A 21,438-nucleotide genomic window follows, 5' to 3' on the forward strand; every position below is an offset into this window, starting at 1 on the left:
CCGGTTATGGCTGTTTTTGCTTATCGTACGCTTTCTGGTAAATGTTCAGATACTTACTCAAATTCAAGCCGTCGAAGCCCTTCACGTAGCTGTCCCACTCCGCGTCCGTCAGCTTCTTGGAGCCCGTCACGAACTGCGCCATGTTGGAGCGGACGTATTCGTTGATCTGCGTGCGCAGCATGATCGCTTCGTTGGCGTCGTTCTCGTCCATGAAGATCGTGAGCGGGAACGTTTCCTCCGGCTGGCGGTTCTCGTAGTTTTTGGCCGTTTCCGTGAACAGCCGGAATTCATAGCCCTGCTGCGACATCATGTCTGCCGGCGCCGTCCACGATTCGCGGATCGCGCGCGTCCGTCTCGTGATGCCCATCTGATCCCAGTTGTCGTTGAACGTCGTGCTCAGGTTCCAATATTCCGGCTTCAGGGTGTACTTCGCCGGATTGCCGTGCACGTCCTTCTCGTCCGGCTGCGCCTTCGTCCAGTATTTGCCTTCCAGGCCGTATTCGTTCATGATCGCGAATTCTTCGGAGTACATGTAATCCGCCATTTTGATCGCCGCGATCGCCTGTTCTTCGGTAGCCTTGTTCGTGATCGCGAATTGGCCGTTGCCGTAGGCCTTGTAGTAGCCGGAGTACGCGACGCCTCCCGGGCCTTTGAGCGGCGCGACCGTCACGTATTCTTTGTGGCGGTTCTGGCCCTCGGCCAGGCTAAAGTACATGCCGATATGGCCGGCGGTCACGCTGCCGCTGACGTTGTCGCCTTCCTTGTTGCCGACCTGCGCCATTTGGTCCGCGTTTTGCGTGAACGCTTCTTTGTCGATCAGTCCATCGGCGAACAGCTTGTTGATGTACGTCAAGCCGTCGCGCCACTCCGGCTGGTTCGCGGCCAACTGGACCTTGCCGTCCTTCATGAAGAAGAAATCCTCGTCGTTGTCGTAGATGAACGAATTCATCAGGAAGTTCGACGGAATGCCGTGCCACGAGTTAAACGAGCCGGACAGCGGAATTTCGTCCGCCTTGCCGTTGCCGTTCGGGTCCTGCGTCTTGAACGCCTTCAGCACCTCGTAATATTCGTCCGTCGTCGTCGGCATTTTCAAGCCCAGCTTATCCAGCCACGTCTGGTCGATCCACAGCTTCTGCGCGTACCAGCAGTGGAAGCAGTCGTTGATATGCGGCAGCGCGTAGATGTTGCCGTCCGGCGCCGTGATGGCCGCCTGCAGGTCCTTGTCCTCGGCGAAGGCGCGCTTGATCTCGTTGCCGTACTTGTCGATCAGGTCGTTCAGCGGCTGCAGGATGCCCTGCTTGCCGTACGAGATCTGCTCGGCCTGCGTGAAGTCGCCCGACAGGAAGACGGACGGATAATCGCCGCTTGCCATGATCAGCTTCTTCTTGTCCACGGCGTTCGCGCTCGGCGTCGCGTCGAATTTGAATTTGATGTTCAGCTTGCTCTCGAGCGCCTTCGTGACGTCGTTGGTGTTAATGTCCTCGATGCGCGGGGATACGCTGATGTAGGTGTCCAGCGTGACGGTCTTGCCGCTGCCTTCCCCGTTGCCCTCCCCGGCGTTCCCGTTCCCGTCCGCCGCTCCCCCGCCGTCCCCGCCGTTGCTGCATGCGGTCAAGATCAGGACCATCGCCAGGATCAAACCGAGCCATTTCGCGCTTCTCTTCTTCGTTTTCAAGACAGACGCCTCCTTGGTCGTATCATGGTAATCCTTTGCCGTTATCCTTTGAGCGAGCCGATCATGATGCCCTGCACGAAGTACTTCTGCACGAACGGATAGATGGCGAGCACCGGCAGCGTAGCCACGACGATCAGCGAGAACTTGAGCAGGTCGCGCAATCCCTGCATCGCCGCCATCTTGTTCGCGTCCACCATCATGCTCGAATCGATCGAATTGAGAATCAGGATGTTCCGCAAGATGATTTGCAGGGGAAACAGGTTCGTCGACTTCAAAAAGATCAGCGCCTCGAAATACGCGTTCCACTGGCTGACCGCGTACATCAGCACGAGCACCGCCAAGATGGGCTTGGACAGCGGCAGCACGACGCGCCACAGAAATCCGAAGTCGCTGCAGCCGTCCAGCTCGGCCGCCTCCCCGAGCTCCTTCGGAATGCTCGACTGGAAGAAGGTACGGGCGATGATGACCTGCCATACCGCCATCGCGCTCGGCAGCAGCATCGCCCACCGCGTATCGAGCAGATGAAGGTTCTTCACCGTCAAGTAATACGGGATCAGGCCGCCGCTGAACATCATCGTCAGCACCAGCAGGCCCATCAGGACATGACGTCCGTAGAACGTCGTCCGCGACAGCGGGTATGCCATCATCACCGTCAGGCTGACGTTGATCAGCACGCCGAATACCGTATAGAAGAGCGAGTTCCCGTAGCCGGTCATGATCTGCGGATTGGAGAAGATCGCGCGGTAGCCCGCCAAGCTGAAATCGACGGGCAGCAGCCATACGCGGCCGCTGATCACCGCCTGCGGCGAGCTGAAGGACGAGCTGACGATATAGACGAGCGGGTAGAGCACGACAAGCAGAATAAGACCCAGAAAGGCGTACACCAACCCCAGGAACAGCTTGTCGCCGAACGATTCCCGGATGGCGGTCGATCGTGTCATGGCCGATCCTCCTTTACCATAGGCTGCTTTCGGAGAAGCGTCTCGCCGCGTAATTGACGCTGAGCAGCAGAATGAGATTGATGACCGAATTGAACAGGTCGACGGCGGCAGAGAAGCTGAAGTTCGCGCCGAGCAACCCGATCTTGTACACGTAGGTCGAGATGACCTCCGAGGTGCTCGTATTGAGCGGATTCTGCATCAAATAAATCTTCTCGAAGCCCACGTTCATGATCTGCCCGACGTTCAGGATCAGCAGCACGGTAGCCGCGGGCAGGATCCCGGGCAAATCGATATGCCATACCTTCCGTATCCGGGAAGCTCCGTCCACCCTGGCCGCTTCATAGAGATCGACATTGATGCCGGAGAGCGCCGCCAGATAGATGACCGCCCCGTACCCGATGCCTTGCCAGACGTTCGACCACACGAAGATACTGCTGAAATAATCGGGGATGCCCATGAAATTGATCGACTCGATCCCGAGCGCGTTCAGGATGTGGTCGACGAAGCCGAGCCGCGGCGACAAGAACAGGATGATCATCGACACCATGACGATCGTCGAGATGAAATACGGCGCGAACGTGACCATTTGCACCAGGCGCTTGAAGCGCATGCCGCGGACTTCGTTGAGCGCGAGCGCCAGCAGGATCGGCGCGGGAAAGCCGACGAGCAGCGAATAGAGGCTGATGATCAGCGTGTTCTTGATCAGCACCCAGAAGTTCGGCGATTCGAAGAACGTCCGGAAATGCTTGAACCCGGCCCAGTCGCTGCCGAGGATGCCCTTCACCGGACTGAAATCCCGGAAGGCGATCTGCGCCCCGTACATCGGAATGTACTTGAAAATAATCAAATAGGCGACCGGTAACAGCACGAGCAGATACAATTGCCAATGCCGTTTTACCCGCTTGCCCCGATCCCTGAGCGCGAGCGATCCGGCGCCGATGGCCGATTTCGTTTTCTTCCTTTCGAGCGCTCCCGTCGTTGCCGGCATGTTGTCTCCCCACATCCTTTCATCCTTCGGTAAATTGGCGTTTGAAGTAAACTGACGTTGAATGATTCCAACGATAACGGAGCGGCGCGGGCCGGACAACGGCCACTAATCCACGAAGGGATCAATTTTCCGAACCCGCGCCGGATCTGGCTTCCCGGCGATCGCCGCTCCATTTTCCGATGACGCTCAATTTTCCCGGCGGGCGACCTGCGCCTCCCGCGGCTGCCCGGGCTTCGAATTCGAGCCAACGAAACAAGGGCCGTCCGCGCGCAGTATGCCTGCAAGCGGACAGCCCTGTCGCTATGCCCTTGATTCGCTTATTCATGCCTCGTCACATCGCATTGCGCTTGCGGTAATCGACGGGCGAGACGCCCTCCATCTTGCGGAATACTCTCCGGAACGTCGCCGCGTTCGCGTACCCGACCCGCTCGCCGACCTCTTGGATCGAGTCCGGCTGCTCCAGCAGCCGCTTCTTCGCTTCCACGATTCGCAGCTGCGACAGATAATCCAGGAAATTCTCTCCGAATTCCTCCTTGAACAGCTGGCTGATGTATTTGGCGCTGATTCCGAATTTGTCGGCGAGGTATTCGAGCGACAGCTCCGGATTGGCATAGTGGTCTTCGATATATCCCCGGATGGTCTGCAGAAGCTGACGATGCTGGCGATTGTTGGACAACCGTTCCACCTGCCCGGCATAACGCTCCAGCGAGGCTTCGAACGACCGCTGCAGCTCGTCCAGCGTGTCGAACTCTTCGATGGCCGGCAACAGCGGCGCGGATGCTTCGTTCATCCACGCGTCATAGTACTCCTTGGAGCCCTGCGACAGCCGAAGGTCCATATGGGCGACGAAGTAGCGGCAGAGTCCGACGATCTCGCTCTTCGGCAGACAACAGCCCCGCATGCCTTGGAAAAATTCGTCGCAGCGTTCCCGCCACTCGTCTTCTTGAAGGCGCAGCTGCCCGGTCAGCCTATGGATCGCCTGCAGATGCTTATTCGCTTCCTTGGCCGCCGCATGCTGCGTCTCGGCGAAGCCGATAACCCGGTTATGGCCGAGCGTCGCTTTGAACGTTAACGCCTCCAGCGCCTGCCGGCTCGAGATGCCCGCACCCGAACCGGCATCGGCCGTCTCTCCGAGGCCGATCGTCACCGAGAACGCCAGATGCTGATCCACCCAGGAAGCGAGGCGATCCGCCGTCTCCGCGGCGACGTCTTCGGCCGCGTCCTCCAGGAAGAGAATGCCCGTCAGCTGGAGCGGCGACGTCCACTCCAGCCATAGCTGGATCGGAATCCGCGAAGCGAACATCTCGTGGGCCGCGCTGCTGACGACGAATTTGAACAACGACTGATCGCGGCCCGAGTACCGGCCGAACGCCTGCTCCGGATGGTCGATCTCGGCGACGAACACCCGCAGCTTGTCATGGCGCGGCAGCGCGGACGGCTCGATGGCCTCCGCTTCCCCGTCCGGACCCTGCAGCAGCTCCCTGAAGAGCGCCTTCTGCTTGCGGGCCGCCGCCTCTTGCGCTTCCTTGCGGAACAGCTTCGTCTGCTCGGCGAAATTGTTGATGGCCGCTTCGATAAACGCGAATTCGTCCACCGCCAGCCTGCCGAGCGAGGGCTTGCCGGATCCGAACTGATCCTGCACGCGGAAGACGAGCTCGGCGATCGGCTTGTAATTCTTGCGCGAGATATACACGATCGAGACGCCGCCGGCCAGAAAGACGAGCAAGCCCAGCGCCAGCCAAACGCTCGATAAACTCGAGATTACGGCAAGCGCCTTGCCGTTCGCGACGCCGCTCTCCGCCTTCCACCCGGTATAGGGCGACGTCTGCCCGGCGAGCACCTTCCCGCTTGCCGGCGCGTCGTCCGAGAAGAGCGGCTGCCCGTCGCGATCGTACACTTGCACGAACGCGCGTCCCGGATCGTACATCTCGCCCAGCATGCTCCGAATCGCCGGCACGCTGACGTTCACCACGATCATCCCGTCCACGCCGCTGCTGAGCGATACTTTGTGCACGAGGCTGACGACCTCCTTCGGCTGCTGGTTCGCGAACTCGCGGAACGTGCGGAACCCGCTCCATGAAGAGGTATACGACGTCGGGCTGTTCTGCTGGCTGCGGATGAAGGCGCTGTCCGCGAACGCGTCCGCGCTCGCCGTGGCGCCGCTGAACACGATGCCGTCCTTGAACCGGACCAAATAATACGAATCGATCATCGGCATCGCCTGCTTCAGCTGCAGCATCCGGTTGACGAGCTGGTAATTCAGGAAGACGTTGTCCTTGCCGCGCTCAAGGAAGAAATCGTTCAACAGCTTGCCCGACACCATCTCGCGGATCAACATGTTATCGAGCGACCTTAAGCTGACGTCCACGGACTGCAGCAGTTGGTTCACGAAGACTTCGCTGGAATCTTTCGTGTTGCGGTTGTTTTGTTCGACGAGGGTCTGGAAGAAGACGAAGAAGAGGAGGGAGAACATGATGCAGAAGATCGGCAGGTACGACCAGATCGTTTTGCGCAGCCATGTACGATTCAAGGGCCATCATCCTTTGGAGGAAATTTGAAGGCAAGCCTTATCGTGAAACGACATATGTAACCGCATACATTATTATCCATTATAAAGCCGCACGGACGAATCGTCTTTGTTGTTCTCACCAACGATTTGTCGTTTTTTCCAATCGTTAGGCGGAAATTGCCCGCGCGCATGCCGCTGCCCAAGCCAAAAAGGCTGCCGGTCCGGCAGCCTTTCCGATTCGTAATGGATGGAATAGCTCAACTTTGTTCGCCGCGTAGAATTAGTCCTGCGGTTTATCGATGAAGATATACAACAACCGAATGTATCCCCCATCCGTGACGAAGACATCATCGCCGGTCACCGCATCGGGGTTCCCTTCCGTACCGTAACCCCAACTAAGCTTGATTACGTTATGATGCGCATCCAACCCTTTCTTCGTAAATACGAAACCGGGAAATTTCGCTTGAACGTCGTCGATTAAACGCATCAGCGCGTCTCGTCCCCGAAATACGTCAGGATAAAAAGGATCGAGAATTTCGCAGGTATCGGCATACGCTTCATCAATGGCTTGTTTTCGCTTCTCCCGATCTGTTTCGCTCCAGATCGCCAAGTGCATGTCGATTAATGCTTCCGTAGAACGCATGCGGATTCACTCCTTGCATATTCAGTATTCATCGGCATTCGCCGCTTCATTCAAAAGACGCTTCATTCCAGCTCGTTACTTCCTCGACGGACATCCGGATCGACGGATGGCCTTCTTTCGAAGCTTTGCCGATCGCAATCAGAATGACGGAGACGTAACGTTCGCCGATACCGAAGGCTTCTTTGAAGGCATCCAAGTCGTAACCCGCCATCGGGACCGTATCATACCCTCTGGCTTTTGCCGCAAGCATGAGCTGCATGGATACCAGCCCGCCGTCGATGTACGCGTATTTGCTCAGCAGCTCGTATGGGAAGGACGCATACATGTTCAGCGTATTCTCGACTTTCCTTCGTTTATCGCTTTCCGTCATGTAACCCGCTTCAACCGTTCGTTCATAGATGGTTTCCGTTTTTTTGTAGCTCTCCAAATCGCCAAGAACGGCGATGACGGCAGACGCGTCTTTGACTTGTTTCTGATTGAATGCGATCGGAAGCAGTTTCTCCTTCAGCGGCTGGGCATCGATGACCAGAAAACGCCAGGACTGAAGATTGACTCCGGACGGCGCTTGTATCGCATCGGTCAGGATGGCTTTGATTTCTTCGCGGGATAGGCGGAAGGTCGGATCGTACGTGCGGACAGCTCGTCGTTCATGCATGATCGAAGATAGCGCATGGAGCCGTGAAGCTTGGGATTGCAGGTTCATGACGGAACACTCCTTCGGATTATTGGTTAAAGCATACGGCTCGCGGTTGAGGTTTCGGCTGCGCCGGATCAACGGCACAACGGTTTGGTGGCGGAGCTTCAAGGAATTTAATTTTGTAACGTTCACTAAATATATAGTGCCAAGCATGAATTGTCAAACGAAGTTTTGCATCCTCGCGATGCGAAATGGATTCGATTGTTGCCGAGCAAGCAAAAAAGATCAGCCCGCGGATGGGCTGATCTTTTTGCTTGCGCATGTTAGGAAGGCCAAAGCCGCAAGGAATTCGCAACGATGGCTTGCAGCTTTTCGCGGCTCGTTCCGGCTCCCGCTTGAACGGCCATCCCTTGGAAGATGGTCGCGTAGAAGCACGCCAATTGTTCCGTGTCGACATCCGCGGCAAGCTCTCCGGTCTGCTTCGCTTGTTCGAACCTGTCGCGGAGCGCCGCTTCTCCCCCCGCGCGGCGGGCATTCAATTCATGCCTGACGGCATCTCCGGCTTCGCCGGAGGATAGCGCCCCCTGCACGGTCAAGCACCCGAGCGGGGTCTCGGGATTGGTCGTAGCCTCGGCAGCTCCGTAAAGCAGGTATTCCACGACGCCGCGGGCGGTCGGTTGTTGGAAGGCTTCCCTCATATATGCGGCCGGTCCTTCGGCATAGCGATCGAGAATTTTGCGAAACAGCTCTTCCTTGTTTCCGAAGGCAGCGTACAAGCTTGGCGCATTAATCCCCATCGCCTCCGTCAAATCCGCCACGGATGTTCCCTCGTACCCTTTTCGCCAAAACAAATGAAGCGCGCGGTCCAGCGCGATATCGACATTAAATACGCGGGGACGTCCCCTTGCCATAGATATCGCCTCCATCCTTTTTTTGCGCCATGCAATCTGCATACGACCTTATTGAATCGCATTCGGCAGCGGAATGTCAAGCAAGGACGCTTCGCGCGATTTACGTTTGACAACATTCAGCCTCTTGATATATATTTAGCGAGCACTACAAAAATAGCTTTAAAGGAGATGCGGACATGACAAAAAAATATTCGGGTAAAGTTGCCATAGTGACAGGAGGATCTCGCGGAATCGGCGCAGCGACGGCTCGCGCGCTGGCCGATCAAGGCGCGGACGTGGCGATCAGTTACGGAAAATCGGCCGAGCAGGCAGAAGCCGTCGTTCGGGACCTGCTGGCCAAAGGCGTTCGCGCGGCTGCTTTCAAAGCGGATCAAGCCGATCCGTCTTCCGCCGAGGAGCTGGTGCAGGCGGTTGTCGCGAAATTCGGCAGACTCGATATCCTCGTCAACAATGCCGGGGTTACCGTATTCGCCCCGATCGATAATCCGGACAACAGCATCGCCGAATTCGATCGTCAACTGAACATCAATTTTAACAGTCCCGTTGCCGCTATCCGTGCCGCGATTAAAGTGATGGGCGAAGGCGGCCGCATTGTCAGCATCGGCTCCGGCGTCGGTACGCGCGCAGGGTTCTCGGGCCTTGCCGACTACACCGCGACGAAATCCGCGATCGCGGGTTACAGCCGCGGCGCCGCTCGCGACTTGGCGGCGAAAGGCATCACGGTTAACGTGCTGCAAGCAGGCTACGTCGATACGGAAATGAATCCGGCCGACGGTCCGTTCGCGCCTCATTTCAATGCAACGACCGCGCTTGGCCGGTATGCGCGGCCGGAGGAAATCGCGGCCGGCGTCCTCTTCTTGGTTAGTCCGGAGGCTTCCTACGTTACCGGTACGGTATTGAACGTCGACGGCGGCTACGGGGCGTAACCCCACGGCTCATCGCCGCCCGAAGCGAGTCGAGGCCAGAACATCCACGGGATCAGCCATCGGACCATGCACGCCCGAATCCCGTCTATCGTCAGCTTCGGGAATGCGAGTCCGGCAGGTCCGACTTGCAAAAAAAAGAGACCCGCGGCAACTGCCTGCGGGTCTAAGGCTATATACTAAAAGGGGGGTCGATTTCAAGTATAGCCTTGCCGCCTTAAGACAAGTTAAAGATCAGATTTCATTTTCCTTACAATTTTCTTACAAGTCGAATATTGGCTGATGCGGTGAATCTATCCATGCGCCCGCCCGTCAAAGCCAGCGCGTTAGAACATTTTGACGCTCGCCAATTCGCAATCCTCGAAGTGAACGGAATTTACGCCTCCCCCTTGAATGTAAACGACACCTTTTACCGTCATGTTTTTGAAGTACGCATCCCCGTCGCTGACGGCGGCCGTTATCGTCAGATCTCCTTCGATTACGAGATGGCGCAGCGTAATGCCGGGAGCGGATACGACCACGTTGCCTTTGATCGTTTCCGTGCCTGACTCCGGACCATATACGCCTGCGGCAGCATACGTTTTTACGGTTTCCGTCTCTGGTCCGCCGGTCGGCGGCGTTTCCGTGCCCGTGCCGGTCGGCGGCGTTTCCGTGCCCGTGCCGGTTGGCGGCGTGCCTGTGCCGGTCGGCGGCGTTTCCGTGCCTGTGCCGGTCGACGGCGTTTCCGTGCCCGTGCCGGTCGGCGGCGTTTCCGGGATGGCGATCCCTAGATCTTTCGCAAATGCCAGCGCTGTTTCAAGCAGCGTGACCGATTGCGCGCCGGTAAACTCAGCTTTCGGCGCGAGGCTGCCGCCATTCATAGACGCTGCATTCAGCACAGCAGCGATGACCGGCGTGCTCCATGCCGAGACCAATGCCGCATGCGTGTACTTGTCCAGCCCTTTCATATCGTTCAATTTTAGATTCACGAGACTGGCGACCATGCTTATCGCGTCCTCGCGCGTTGTCTGCTGGTTCGGACGAATCGTTCCATCCGCGTAGCCCTTCACGTAGCCGGCCTTTACGGCGATTGCGATTGGCTCGTACGCCGAATCCGAGCTGCTGAGATCCGAAAAGGCAATCTCCGCTTTTTCCGTAAGCCGGAATGCACGGTTAATCGATTCGATCATGTCCGCGCGAGTGATCGACTCGGCCTTTTCCGCCGAAGGCTCCGCTTGCTGCCGGAAACCCGATTCTTGTGAAACAGCCGGATTTTGCGAGGATTGTTGCGCGGTTTTTTCTTTGCCGGACTTATCTTGCGTCTTGTCCTTATCGTTGCCGTGAGCGAATGCAGCAGTCGAGCCCCCGATAACCATAGCCAATGCCATGCCCGTAATCAGGCTTTTTTTCACCATCGATGTTTTATTCATGTCCAATCTCTCCTTTGTATCTTTCTTATGTGCTGATCGGGAATGCATTGATTAATTGCTTATTTCCATTCCTCCCGCTTCATGGATTGGTCTTATCATAAACCGCAGCGGATGAGAAAGACTTTGCAAACACATTAGAGTTTTATGAGAAGGCATCACGCAGATTGAGATAGCGGAGGAACTTCCGGCAAATAAAAAACCGCCCCAAACCCGGGCGGTCATCAGCGAACCATAAGAAGCCTTTTCCGGCCCCCACACTCGATCATTCATTTCGCGGCAAAATTTCCGCACGGCTGAATTTCGGACTCCCTTCAGCTTTTGAGGTAACGCAACGTTACTTTGGTGCCTTGTCCCAGGGTACTGTCGATTGCGATCGATCCGCCATAACGCGCCATGATTGTTTTGGCGATCGCAAGTCCCAGACCCGATCCCCCTTGCGTCCGGCTGCGCGAGCTCTCCGTCCGGTAAAATCGATCGAAGATATAAGGCAGTTGTTCGGCGGATATTCCAATTCCCGTGTCGGCTACGGTCACGGTCACCTGCGCCTCCTGTTCTTGAAGTCCGATGCTTACCGTACCGCCCTTGGGCGTATACTTCAGCGCATTCTCTATGATATTGCGCAGCACTTGATAGCTGGCGCTAACGGGCATCCGGATCCGAGCGGCAGCCCCGCTCGGATCATCCTCGTAATCCAGTTTGACTTCGGGATTGACGTGCACGGTTTGGGGCAGCAATTCACGCAGCGTCATCCTGAGATCGCATGCCTCCGCGGTTTCGACCGGCAAGCCTTCTTCCGCTTCGGCAAGCAGGAGAAGCTGTGCGATCAGCTCCTTCATCCTTCCCGTTTCGTTCATCATGAGCGCCAATGACTCATCCAGCACGTCCGGCGATTTTTTGCCCCACCGCTGGATCATATGCGTATGCCCTTCAAGGATGGCGATCGGCGTTTTGAGCTCATGCGAGGCATCCGCGACGAAACGGCGCTGCTGCTCGAAAGAAAGATCCAGCTTATGGAGAAATTCGTTGAAGGTTTCCCCCAATTGATACAGCTCGTCCCGGGCGCCGGGCAAATGCAGCCGCTGCGACAAATCGTTGGCCCTGATGCTCCGCACCTCGCGAATCATGCGTCGAATCGGTTTCAACGTCGAGCGGGCCGCGATTCCCCCCGCAACGATAGCCATTGCGGCCGCAATCCATAAACCGAACAGGAGAAGTCTGCCTACCTCCCGTTCGGCCGTTGCGCTGCGGGAATGCTCCCGATCTTCTGTTAGGCGCAGTTTTACGGAGCCGTATCCAGGCAAGTCCAAATCTCGTTCAGCCCTATGCGCAGGTTTCTTCGCCGATAGTTCACTACCGACCTCAGCCAACACTTCGCCGCTCGGAGCTACCATTTCAAGCCGTTGCCCCACATCAAGCTCCGCGAGTAAAGCCGATAAATCCGGCTTAAACAAGTTGCCTGCATCGCTGCCCGTTCCCGGTTGAAGCAAGGAGGGCAGAAAGGTCACCTCGCCGATCCGAAGCTCGAATTGCTCGAGTTTCGAATCCAGCAGAGCGGCCTCTTGACGTTCCGTCCATTGCTTGAATGTCAGATATACGAATCCGCTCGTGAGCATCACGACGATAAGGGCAGCTGCGGCAATGGATGCACTGACTTTGCGGGAGAACGTCCATGCGCTCATGCTCATCACCCTCAGTCCCTCAAGATATAGCCGCTGCCCCGCACGGTATGAATCAGTTTATCCGCGTATCCGTCATCGACTTTCAGGCGGACGTACCGAATATAGACATCCACCACGTTCGTTTCGCCTTCGTAGGCATAACCCCATACGAGATTAAGCAGCGCTTCGCGGTTCATCAGCCGATTTTTATTCACGAGCAAACACCGCAGAAGTTCGAATTCGCGTTGCGACAATTCGATCTCCGCCCCTGCGCGATTGACCCGATGCGCCGTTACGTTCAACGTCAAATCCTTTGCATGCAGCACGTCCTCGGGTTCTCCGGTCTGCGCGCGTCGCTGCAGGGAGCGCATGCGGGCCAGAAGCTCTTCGATCGCGAACGGCTTAGGCACGTAGTCATCGGCGCCGGTATCCAGTCCGCGCACGCGATCCCTTACCGTATCCCTGGCCGTTAACATGATAATCGGCGTTCGCTTTGCCGCGCGAATTCTCTTGCACGCTTCGATTCCGTCGATTCCGGGCAAATTCAAATCCAATAAAATCAAATCGAACGTTTCGTTAAGCGCCCTGTCCGTACCGGCGAGTCCGTCGGTCGCGACAACGACGTCATACCCTTCATAGGCCAATTCCAACTGCAACAGGCGTACCATGGCGATTTCATCCTCGATAAGCAACACGCGTTCCTTCAACCGATCCTTCACCTCTCAACAAGCTTAGCCGTTTTCATGCCGCTCTGCTCCAGCACGACTTTTGGCGGAATTTTGACTTCGTTTCTCCTGGATTCCTTTTCCGGTTATCCTAAACCGCCGAGGATGAGAAAGTCTTTGCAGGCACATTAGAATGTACTGAGAACCACGGAATAGGTCAACGGTCAGTCGGTAATTTGTGATGAAGAAGGGAATTGCCTTGGTACCGCACGCTTTCCGGGCATTGGCCTATTGTATCATCCGCTTCCGGGATGCTGTAGTGGTTGATGTTGGGACGAAGCCAACTTATCCGAAAGCTATAATAGACCTTTTATTTGCGAACAAAAAAAAGATCGGCTTTATCCTTGGAAGGCGAAGGATGAAAGCGATCTTTTGTTCGGGAACCGCTATGGGGCATAGGTTTAGCCAACCCCGTTTCCAGGAATGGCGATCGAATGCCTCAATACATGTTATGTTCCATAATCCAAATGGAGCCGTAGACGACGACTACCACGATGAGCAGGCCGAGAATGAGGGTCATGAGTTTATAACGCGGTTTCTCCTCTTCCCGCAAATGCATGAAAAACAACAGCTGCACGGCAAATTGCAAGATCGCGGTGATCAGCAGCACGGCGATCGTCGCCGTCTTCCCGAACCAGTCGTCCATGACGGCAAGAATCGGGATAATCGTCAGGATGATGGAGAGCGCGAATCCGATTACGTATTCCTTGAGGGAGCCGTGGCGTTCGGCATGGCTGCCATGGTCTCCGTGTCCGATAGCGTTATGCTGCGCCAAGTCACATCACCCCCATCAAGTAAACGAACGTGAAGACGAATATCCACACGGCGTCCAGAAAGTGCCAATATAAACTCGTGATCTGTACTTTTCGCTGCGTGACCGGCGTAATGCCGTGACGGGCCAGCTGGATGATGAGCGCGGTGATCCAGCAGACGCCGAGCGAGACATGCAGCCCGTGCGTGCCGACCAGCGTGAAGAAGCCGGATAGGAACGCGCTGGAATGAATCGTGTGCCCCTCGTCTACGAGCTTCAGGAACTCGGTCACTTCCATGCCGATAAAGCAGGCGCCGAGTACGATCGTCACGATCAGCCAGCCCAGCAGTCCCCTGCGGCTTCCCGCGTTCATTGCCAGCACGGCCAGCCCGCTCGTAAAGCTGCTCGTCAGCAGAATGAACGTTTCGACGATGACGCCGGGCATTTCGAAGATTTCTTTCGCCCCCGGTCCGCCCGCCGTGTGCTCGTGGAGCACCAGATAGGTGGCGAACAGCGTCGCGAACAAAATGCAGTCGGTGATCAGGAAGATCCAGAAGCCGAATTTTCGAAGCTCCTCCAAATCGTGATGGCCTTCATGGCCGCCTTCATGCGCAAACGATGGATGGTGAGCGTGCGCCATTAGACAACCCTCCCTGCCTCTGCTTCGGTACGTTTGATTTCATCCACCGGAATGTAGTAGTCGGTATCATAGTTGAACGAATGCGCCAGCATGGTCACCGCGATGCCGATAAAGCCCGGAATCGCGATCCACAGCCAATGAAACACGAGACCGAAGCCGACCGTAAACCAGCAGATCGCTTGGATAAACGGGATCGACGAGTTTTTCGGCATATGTATCGGCTCGAGCGCCGGCCTCGCCTTGGGCGCTTTCCCTGCGGCGATGCGCTCCTTCTCTTCCCACCAGTCATCTCGGTCCGTAACGACTGGCACTGTCGCGAAGTTATAGAGAGGCGCCGGCGACGGGATGGACCATTCCAGCGTGCGGGCCCCCCACGGATCGCCCGTCGTATCCTTCTCCATAAACTTGATGCTGTGCGCGATCTGCCAGACCTGGAACAGGAAGCCGAGTCCCATGAGGAAGCCGCCAATGGTTGACGTGAAATTCATCGCCCACCAGCCTCTGTCCCAGCCGTACGAGCTAAGCCGGCGGGTCATGCCGTCGAGACCGACGAAATACTGCGGCATGAAGCACACGTAGAAACCGATGTTCCATATCCAGAACGCCCATTTGCCGATGGTTTCGTTCAGCTTGAAGCCGAATATCTTGGGCCACCAGTAATACAAACCCGCAAAGTAGCCGAAAACGGCCCCGCCGATGAGAACCTGATGGAAGTGGGCGATCAGGAAATAGCTGTTATGGAACTGGAAATCCGCCGGCGCTGCCGAGAGCATCACGCCGGTCATGCCTCCGACGACGAAGCATGGAATGAATCCGAGCGTCCAAAGCATCGGCGTTTCGAACGATATCCGGCCGCGGTACATCGTAAACAGCCAGTTGAAAATTTTCACGCCTGTCGGAATCGCAATGATCATCGTCGTAATCGCGAAGAAGAGATTGACGTCGGCTCCCGAGCCCATCGTGAAAAAGTGGTGGAGCCAGGTAAAGTACGCGAGGAAACTGATGCTGAGCATCGCGAACACCATGGACGCGTAACCGAACAAGCGCTTTCTCGAGAAGGCCGCCACGACTTCCGAGAACACGCCGAAGGCCGGCAGAACGATGATGTACACTTCCGGGTGGCCCCACATCCAGATCAGGTTGACGTACATCATGGCGTTGCCGCCCCCGTCCATCGTGAAGAAATGCGCGCCCAGAAAGCGGTCCAGGAACAGCAGCGCCAGCGTGACCGTCAGGACCGGGAACGCGACGATAATCGCGATGCAGCTCGAGAATACCGACCACGTGAAGATCGGCACCTTCGACCAGGTCATCCCGGGCGCGCGCATCTTGACGATGGTGACGATGAAGTTAATGCCCGTCATCAGCGAGCCGATTCCGGAAATCTGCACGCCCCAGATGTAGAAGTCCTCGCCTACGCTCGGGCTGCCGGTCAGCTCCGAAAGCGGCGGATACGACAGCCAGCCGGCATTTGCCGAACCGCCGATGACGAAGGACATGTTAAACAGCATCGCTCCCATAAAAAACAGCCAGAAGCTAAGCGAGTTGAGGAACGGGAACGCGACGTCGCGCGCGCCCAGCTGCAGCGGCACGGCGATATTGAATAAGCCGAACATGAGCGGCATCGCCATGAACAGGATCATTTCGACGCCATGCGTCGTGAACACCTCGTTATAGTGCTCCGGCGACAGGAATTTCATATCGGGAAAGGCAAGCTGCGTCCGCATCAGCAGCGCATCGACGCCGCCGCGGAACAGCATAAGCAGCGATGCGATGATGTACATAATCCCGACGCGTTTATGATCGACAGTCGTCAGCCACTCACGCCAGAGCCAGCCCCATTTTCCGAAATAGGTGAGCACGAAGATAATGGCCACCGTCGTCAGCACGATCGACACATCCGCCCCGTAAATCAACGGGTCGCCCGTGACAAAGAACCATGAGAAAAAATCCTTTATTGAATCAATCACGGAAGCCTCTCCTCTCATTTGCCATGATTCATGTGCATCGGGTGCGGTTTAGCATCGGATTGCCCGAAGCTGCCGATGCCGCGGGCGTCCTTCTGCGCGTTATTGCCGGGCGGCAGCTGACCGCTTTCCGGTTGTTCCGTATGTTCGGCTTTCTTTTCTTCGCTAAGCGTCTCCGCCTTGATGGTGTATCCCGGAGGAGCTCCGCGGCTCGTGGAATATTCATTGACGATTCGCCCGAACAAGCCGGACGGTATGGAGGCGTATGTCATCTGGTTCGAAGGCCCTGGCTTCGCCAGCTGCTGGTACCCCTCTTCGGACAGCGCGTTCCCGCCGTTCTTCGCTTCTGCGACCCATTGATCGAATTCCGCCTTCGTAGTCGCTTTGGCGGTAAAGCCCATTTTCGCGAAATCGCGGCCCGTAAAATTGGCTCCGGTCCCCATGTAATTACCGGGTTCGTCGGCTTGAAGATACATCGTGGTTGCCATGCCCGACATCGTGTATATCATCCCGCCCAGCTGCGGCACCCAGAAAGAGTTCATCGGGCCGTCCGAGGTCAGCTCGAACTTAATCGGCGTCCGCTCGGGAATGACCAGATAGTTGACGGTCGCGATTCCTTGCTCCGGATACTGAAACAGCCACTTCCAGTCCAGCGACGTGACCTGGACCGTGACCGGCTTTTTGTCGGAGGCGATCGGCTTAGCCGGATCGAGCGCGTACGTGTAGCGCGCGGTCACGATGGCCAGCACCAGGATGATGGCGATCGGGATCCCCCACCAGATGATTTCCAGCTTGGTGCTGTGGGACCAGACCGGCTGGTATGGCGCCTTGTTATCCTTCTTGTCGCGAAAACGCCAGATGATCCAGGCCGTAATCACGAGCACCGGAACCACGATAATGAGACAAAGCAGTGTTGTGATATAGATCAAATCACGTTCCTGGCTGCCGATCGGTCCCTTCGGATCGAAGACGATCATCGATTTGCAACCCGAGGCAAGCATGACGGTCCCGGCCAAGACGCCGCACGTGGTCAACAGCCGTATGAGCTTTGAAGTCATCTTAAGTTCCTCATCTCCTAAACATCGTCTTGGGTTGACTTATTTTTCCCAAGAGACCGGATCAATATTACGGCGGCTCCCGCCGCAGGTCGTGCGCAATAATGAAGGACTGCTCCCGTTGTGCGGGAAACAGCCCTTTGACGATCCCTATGCAGTTGGTTTATTCGGATTCCGCCTTGCGTTTATGGACGAGGTTGATCGCCGTGCCGATCATGTAAATGAACACGCTGCCCACCAAAAAGCCGATGCCGGCCATTAATGGCCGATTACTGTCGCTGAAATTCCGGTAATTGGAGATACACAAAAACCCGCCTACGATTAACGCTACCCATGCGGCGATTTTCATCGTTAGGAACAGGATGTTCCCCTCGCGTTCCGTTTTTTGTCCTGCCGCCGATTTCGTCGTCATGCACGCATCACTTCCTCATCGTATGTAACTGTCGTACGTTGTTCTTCCTAGTATGAACATCTTTACGTTATTTTAGTTCGCGGCGTGGATTCTGGAATGCCAGACGGAGATGTAAGCCCGGCGGTGCTTACAGGAGGGATATCGCATTGAACGAGCACAGGCATTATTTTTCGATCTTCATACCTTGTCTCCGGTCACCCACAATGTATGCTATATCCTGGAAATAAAGAAAAAGCTGCCGGATGCTCGGCAGCTCACTTTTACATGCTTCACTATGCCTGTTTCGTCCCGCCTTAATCCAAGGACTGAACTTGCTCCATCCAAAGGCTGAATCGCTGCACGTATCGCTTCAAATACTTGCGGGTCGTTTCGTCCGTCAACACGCGCCGTTCCACATCCACCTTATCCATTACTTGCGAAATGTACATTTTTTCAAAAGGAAGCACGTAGGCGCGAATTGCCTCTAACGTCTGTCTTATCTGCTGCTGCGACAGGATCGTACCCTTGACCCCTGGCGTCGCGCCCACCAGCCCGGTCGGCTTTCCGCGCAGCGCGGCGGTTTTGCCCGGCGTCGAAGCCCAATCCAAAGCGTTCTTCAATACGCCGGGAATGCCCGAGTTGTATTCAGGGCTAACGATAATGATACCGTCGACACGTGTAATCGCTTCGCGGAAGCGCCGGACAGGCTCGGGACCGTCTCCATGATCCAGATCTTCGTTATACAGGGGGAGATCCGCCAAGGATATCGATTCGAACACGATAGATTCTTCCAACTCGGGTATAGCTGCGGCAATCATGCGGTTGAACGAATGTTCTCTTAAGCTTCCGACGATCAGTCCTACCTTTCTCGTTCGATGATCAGGCGCCATTATTGTTTCCTCCCTTTGTGATCTATCATGCGTCATGCAAAGCTCGCCTCTTTATAACCGGCATCAATCCAATCGGCCCTGCTCCCTTTTCAATTTTTCGGGAGTGACGTCGTCTCCGTTCGGATCGAAAATGGTAACGTTCAAGAGCACGCTATTAATAGTGCCGCGGAATTGATGAAGATACTCCTGACGAAGGCCGGCTTGTTCGGCTTTTTCCATTTCGCTCAAGCCTTGGTTTTTTTCTAGTTTAGAAAGCTCATTTATTCTTTTAAGTATCGTAAGCATGCACAAGTCCCCCCTCAAGTTTTATGGATCGCTCGCTCTGTTGCGATTGAAACTACGAAGCGACGTTTTCTGACCATCGATAATTATGTCTTTAAATTAATTATCTTAAATTAAAGATATATGATTTATTTCCATTTGTCAATGGGCGATCTTTATTCATCCCCGTGTAATTCCTTTCGAAGACATGGCGTATTTCGTAGATATACGGAATACGCTATGTCTTCACCACAAAATTTGACCACCCGAGCGTCGCTCATATCTTGTCCCGTCTAGCCGAAATACTGATCGGAAAGAAGTTCATTCAGCGTACGCTTAGCCTCTTCCGTTTTTATTGGATGGTTGGTTGTTCGGTCGGCAAGGGTGATCAGCGCTTTCCACAATGCCCATCCGCGCGCGCGGGACCATGTATCTTCATCGACCATGATGCCCGCCCGGAAAACAGCCCGGCTTTCCCCCGAAAACAGCGTCCACGCAATCGTTAGATCGCATGCCGGATCGCCTACGGCCGCACATCCGAAATCGATGACCGCACTTAAACGCCCCTCATGTACTAACAGATTCGTCGGATGAACGTCTCCATGGATCCAAACCGGCGGGCGGCTCCACGTTTTCTTCGTGGCTGCTTCCCAAACAGCGGTTGCAGCCTTTGCATGAATCGTATCGTCGAGGGCTTGAATCGCATGACGCGTCTGCTCGTCGTAAATGCTTACCGAACCGCCGCGATAGAAGTTATGGAGACCGGGCGGAGGTCCGCCGCTTGCATCGATTTTTTGCAGTGCAGTCAGGAACTTAGACAACTGATCCGCAAAATCATGTAAATCATCGATACGCTCGATCGACGCGTTCTCGCCTTCAATCCAGCGATAAATCGACCAATGCCATGCGAATTCATTGGAAGGGACGCCCATCGCGAGAGGGGCGGGAATGGGAAGCGGAAGAGCGGATGCAAGCCGCGGCAACCATCGTTGCTCCTTTTCGACTTGCGCGGCATATCCTTCCGCGCTTGGCAGCCGCACGCTCATATCGTTACCCAGATGAAAGGTTCTATTATCCCAACCGCTCAATTCCACGGGCCTGACCGCGAGGTGCGCCCATTGCGGAAACTGATCCGCGATTAACTTCTTTACTAACGAAACATTGATGTCCGTCATGCCATCTTCCCCCATCTATAGCTTTTAGAAACGCGAAACTCATGTCGATGCCCCAAGAGTATTTTCTACCTCTAATGTATCAAATAATCGTCCGGAAAACCGGGAGAAAACAATTATACCCGATAGATCCATCGCTGAAATAGGAAACGCCCACACGGTACCCTGCCGGTCTCTGAATGATAAAACAAGCGTTCGCTCCTGGTGATTCAAGGATGTCAGGTTGAATGCCCATCTGTAATAAAGGAATCAGTACGAATGAAAAATGCACGAAACGAAGTCCTCCCCGGGACACGCTTCGTGCATTTTTCGCGGCAGGTCGTGCTTCGCTTTACAGCACTCGCTCCGCATTGTACTTCGCTCTGAATTTATTGGCGATATAGATTTCATAGATGGCGCGATCCAGCAGCCCTTCCACGATGCAAACCTCGATCTTCGCGACTTCTTCCCGATGGTCCTTGATTGGCGATACCATATCTTCGAAGTGCTTCTTGATTCTTGGGCGCAGCTTTCTCGCTTTGCCCACAAACAGCAGTTCGTCTTTACTGTTGTAAAACATGAAAATACCGCCGGTTTCTCGAGATATCAAGTGAAAGTCGGTAAATCCGTAAATATGGCTTACCTGGGGATCACGCTGCTTAGTGATGGTAACGTCCGGTTTGGGTATCGTTATGTTGATCACGATCGATTCACGTCCTCTTCAATAGTAGGTCTATATCGTAACATGAATGTTGGCGTAAAACGAATTCGGAGCTGGTAACGATCGTAAGAGGCATGGAAACAAAAAGAAGCAGGCGCACGGGCAACTGCTTCATTTCTGATATTGGCGATGTTACTGACGTTGCTGCGTTTGAGAGATCGTAATCGTCGTTATCGGGTTGCGATATGCCGCTTCGCTCCCCTTATGCGCCTGCCTTCAATCTTCTCTCGAATACGAAAGGTCCCAGCGGCAGAAAAGCAGCGATGACGGCGCCAATGATACGCAGCGGCTTCCAACGGAACAGGATCGCCATCATGACGATACCGATCAGATAGAGCGAGAACAATAAACCATGGATACCGCCCGTGACGGATACGGCCTCCGGACGATCGCCGAAGTATTTGAGCGGCATGGCAATGCATAACAGAATCAAGAACGAGGCGCCTTCCAAATAACTGATCCATCGAAAGTACTTCAAGGCTGATGTTTTCATCGTATCTCCCCTTCGCCGCTTCGCTTGCTCACTCATCAGTTTACCATGAAAGACAGCGAGATTTAACGTTCGGGCTCGTCGGAAATAGGGCGAAAACGG

At 55.4% G+C, this 21,438-nt stretch carries 21 protein-coding genes; 1 reads left to right on the forward strand and 20 read right to left on the reverse strand.

Features of this window, described 5'->3' with window-relative positions; genetic code table 11:
* Window positions 1–4: 4 nt before the first annotated feature.
* The 7 genes from AC50YL_RS15555 to AC50YL_RS15585 all read right to left on the reverse strand — a co-directional run bounded on the left by AC50YL_RS15555 (window position 5) and on the right by AC50YL_RS15585 (window position 8,304).
* Window positions 5–1,675 carry a type 2 periplasmic-binding domain-containing protein gene (locus AC50YL_RS15555; protein ID WP_494833109.1) on the reverse strand — a complete coding sequence of 557 codons (1,671 nt, stop codon included), beginning with the start codon at window positions 1,673–1,675 and terminating at the stop codon, window positions 5–7.
* Between the two features lie 41 nt (window positions 1,676–1,716).
* Window positions 1,717–2,616 carry a carbohydrate ABC transporter permease gene (locus tag AC50YL_RS15560; protein WP_494833110.1) on the reverse strand — a complete coding sequence of 300 codons (900 nt, stop codon included), beginning with the start codon at window positions 2,614–2,616 and terminating at the stop codon, window positions 1,717–1,719.
* Between the two features lie 13 nt (window positions 2,617–2,629).
* Window positions 2,630–3,604, reverse strand: a complete 975-nt coding sequence (locus AC50YL_RS15565; protein ID WP_494833111.1) for an ABC transporter permease — start codon at window positions 3,602–3,604, stop codon at window positions 2,630–2,632.
* Between the two features lie 331 nt (window positions 3,605–3,935).
* On the reverse strand, window positions 3,936–6,134 hold the full coding sequence (locus tag AC50YL_RS15570; RefSeq protein WP_494833112.1) for a helix-turn-helix domain-containing protein: 2,199 nt from the start codon (window positions 6,132–6,134) through the stop codon (window positions 3,936–3,938).
* A gap of 259 nt (window positions 6,135–6,393) precedes the next feature.
* Window positions 6,394–6,756 carry a nuclear transport factor 2 family protein gene (locus AC50YL_RS15575; RefSeq protein WP_494833113.1) on the reverse strand — a complete coding sequence of 121 codons (363 nt, stop codon included), beginning with the start codon at window positions 6,754–6,756 and terminating at the stop codon, window positions 6,394–6,396.
* Window positions 6,757–6,802: 46 nt separating this feature from the next.
* Window positions 6,803–7,459 carry a nitroreductase family protein gene (locus AC50YL_RS15580; RefSeq protein ID WP_494833114.1) on the reverse strand — a complete coding sequence of 219 codons (657 nt, stop codon included), beginning with the start codon at window positions 7,457–7,459 and terminating at the stop codon, window positions 6,803–6,805.
* Between the two features lie 257 nt (window positions 7,460–7,716).
* The gene (locus AC50YL_RS15585) at window positions 7,717–8,304 is read right to left on the reverse strand and encodes a TetR/AcrR family transcriptional regulator (RefSeq protein ID WP_494833115.1); all 588 of its coding nucleotides are present in this window, start codon (window positions 8,302–8,304) and stop codon (window positions 7,717–7,719) included.
* A 176-nt stretch (window positions 8,305–8,480) separates the two neighbouring features.
* Between AC50YL_RS15585 and AC50YL_RS15590 the strand changes: the two genes are divergently transcribed.
* Entirely contained in the window at window positions 8,481–9,230 is a 750-nt protein-coding gene (locus AC50YL_RS15590) for an SDR family NAD(P)-dependent oxidoreductase (RefSeq protein ID WP_494833116.1), read from the forward strand.
* A gap of 323 nt (window positions 9,231–9,553) precedes the next feature.
* On the opposite strand, the gene AC50YL_RS15595 is transcribed toward AC50YL_RS15590, so the two are convergent.
* From AC50YL_RS15595 to AC50YL_RS15655, 13 genes are all read right to left on the reverse strand, one after another.
* On the reverse strand, window positions 9,554–10,636 hold the full coding sequence (locus AC50YL_RS15595) for an S-layer homology domain-containing protein (protein ID WP_494833117.1): 1,083 nt from the start codon (window positions 10,634–10,636) through the stop codon (window positions 9,554–9,556).
* 311 nt (window positions 10,637–10,947) lie between these two features.
* Window positions 10,948–12,315 carry a sensor histidine kinase gene (locus AC50YL_RS15600; protein ID WP_494833118.1) on the reverse strand — a complete coding sequence of 456 codons (1,368 nt, stop codon included), beginning with the start codon at window positions 12,313–12,315 and terminating at the stop codon, window positions 10,948–10,950.
* 11 nt (window positions 12,316–12,326) lie between these two features.
* Window positions 12,327–13,001, reverse strand: a complete 675-nt coding sequence (locus AC50YL_RS15605) for a response regulator transcription factor (RefSeq protein WP_494833119.1) — start codon at window positions 12,999–13,001, stop codon at window positions 12,327–12,329.
* 457 nt (window positions 13,002–13,458) lie between these two features.
* Window positions 13,459–13,794 carry a cytochrome o ubiquinol oxidase subunit IV gene (cyoD, locus tag AC50YL_RS15610; RefSeq protein ID WP_494833120.1) on the reverse strand — a complete coding sequence of 112 codons (336 nt, stop codon included), beginning with the start codon at window positions 13,792–13,794 and terminating at the stop codon, window positions 13,459–13,461.
* 1 nt (window position 13,795) lies between these two features.
* On the reverse strand, window positions 13,796–14,410 hold the full coding sequence (gene cyoC, locus AC50YL_RS15615; protein WP_494833121.1) for a cytochrome o ubiquinol oxidase subunit III: 615 nt from the start codon (window positions 14,408–14,410) through the stop codon (window positions 13,796–13,798).
* Window positions 14,410–16,380: a cbb3-type cytochrome c oxidase subunit I gene (locus tag AC50YL_RS15620; protein WP_494833122.1), complete on the reverse strand. Its 1,971-nt coding sequence runs from the start codon at window positions 16,378–16,380 to the stop codon at window positions 14,410–14,412. Before AC50YL_RS15620 ends, cyoC begins: the two co-directional genes overlap by 1 nt.
* A 14-nt stretch (window positions 16,381–16,394) precedes the next feature.
* On the reverse strand, window positions 16,395–17,435 hold the full coding sequence (gene cyoA, locus AC50YL_RS15625; RefSeq protein ID WP_494833123.1) for a ubiquinol oxidase subunit II: 1,041 nt from the start codon (window positions 17,433–17,435) through the stop codon (window positions 16,395–16,397).
* 160 nt (window positions 17,436–17,595) lie between these two features.
* Complete coding sequence (locus tag AC50YL_RS15630) at window positions 17,596–17,844, reverse strand: hypothetical protein (RefSeq protein WP_494833124.1); 249 nt, start codon at window positions 17,842–17,844, stop codon at window positions 17,596–17,598.
* 293 nt (window positions 17,845–18,137) lie between these two features.
* The gene (locus AC50YL_RS15635; protein WP_494833125.1) at window positions 18,138–18,713 is read right to left on the reverse strand and encodes an NADPH-dependent FMN reductase; all 576 of its coding nucleotides are present in this window, start codon (window positions 18,711–18,713) and stop codon (window positions 18,138–18,140) included.
* A 63-nt stretch (window positions 18,714–18,776) separates the two neighbouring features.
* Window positions 18,777–18,998, reverse strand: coding sequence for a DUF896 domain-containing protein (locus tag AC50YL_RS15640; protein WP_494833126.1), 222 nt, complete (start codon window positions 18,996–18,998; stop codon window positions 18,777–18,779).
* A 269-nt stretch (window positions 18,999–19,267) separates the two neighbouring features.
* A complete protein-coding gene (locus AC50YL_RS15645) occupies window positions 19,268–20,149 on the reverse strand; it encodes an aminoglycoside phosphotransferase family protein (RefSeq protein ID WP_494833127.1) in 882 nt (293 codons plus the stop codon).
* A gap of 328 nt (window positions 20,150–20,477) precedes the next feature.
* Window positions 20,478–20,828 (reverse strand): nucleotide excision repair endonuclease, encoded by a 351-nt coding sequence (locus AC50YL_RS15650; RefSeq protein WP_494833128.1) that lies wholly within the window; start codon window positions 20,826–20,828, stop codon window positions 20,478–20,480.
* Between the two features lie 220 nt (window positions 20,829–21,048).
* Window positions 21,049–21,339 (reverse strand): DUF3817 domain-containing protein, encoded by a 291-nt coding sequence (locus tag AC50YL_RS15655; RefSeq protein WP_494833129.1) that lies wholly within the window; start codon window positions 21,337–21,339, stop codon window positions 21,049–21,051.
* Window positions 21,340–21,438 lie beyond the last annotated feature (99 nt).

The sequence above is a fragment of the Paenibacillus sp. J22P277 genome (assembly GCF_059383675.1).

Bases quoted from the DNA above. Each gene is read 5' to 3' on its own strand.
- AC50YL_RS15560 (WP_494833110.1), bottom strand. From the start codon at position 2,616: ATGACACGATCGACCGCCATCCGGGAATCGTTCGGCGACAAGCTGTTC.
- AC50YL_RS15565 (WP_494833111.1), bottom strand. From the start codon at position 3,604: ATGCCGGCAACGACGGGAGCGCTCGAAAGGAAGAAAACGAAATCGGCC.
- AC50YL_RS15575 (WP_494833113.1), bottom strand. From the start codon at position 6,756: ATGCGTTCTACGGAAGCATTAATCGACATGCACTTGGCGATCTGGAGC.
- AC50YL_RS15580 (WP_494833114.1), bottom strand. From the start codon at position 7,459: ATGAACCTGCAATCCCAAGCTTCACGGCTCCATGCGCTATCTTCGATC.
- AC50YL_RS15585 (WP_494833115.1), bottom strand. From the start codon at position 8,304: ATGGCAAGGGGACGTCCCCGCGTATTTAATGTCGATATCGCGCTGGAC.
- AC50YL_RS15590 (WP_494833116.1), top strand. From the start codon at position 8,481: ATGACAAAAAAATATTCGGGTAAAGTTGCCATAGTGACAGGAGGATCT.
- AC50YL_RS15595 (WP_494833117.1), bottom strand. From the start codon at position 10,636: ATGAATAAAACATCGATGGTGAAAAAAAGCCTGATTACGGGCATGGCA.
- AC50YL_RS15600 (WP_494833118.1), bottom strand. From the start codon at position 12,315: ATGAGCGCATGGACGTTCTCCCGCAAAGTCAGTGCATCCATTGCCGCA.
- cyoC (WP_494833121.1), bottom strand. From the start codon at position 14,410: ATGGCGCACGCTCACCATCCATCGTTTGCGCATGAAGGCGGCCATGAA.
- cyoA (WP_494833123.1), bottom strand. From the start codon at position 17,435: ATGACTTCAAAGCTCATACGGCTGTTGACCACGTGCGGCGTCTTGGCC.
- AC50YL_RS15630 (WP_494833124.1), bottom strand. From the start codon at position 17,844: ATGACGACGAAATCGGCGGCAGGACAAAAAACGGAACGCGAGGGGAAC.
- AC50YL_RS15635 (WP_494833125.1), bottom strand. From the start codon at position 18,713: ATGGCGCCTGATCATCGAACGAGAAAGGTAGGACTGATCGTCGGAAGC.
- AC50YL_RS15640 (WP_494833126.1), bottom strand. From the start codon at position 18,998: ATGCTTACGATACTTAAAAGAATAAATGAGCTTTCTAAACTAGAAAAA.
- AC50YL_RS15645 (WP_494833127.1), bottom strand. From the start codon at position 20,149: ATGACGGACATCAATGTTTCGTTAGTAAAGAAGTTAATCGCGGATCAG.
- AC50YL_RS15655 (WP_494833129.1), bottom strand. From the start codon at position 21,339: ATGAAAACATCAGCCTTGAAGTACTTTCGATGGATCAGTTATTTGGAA.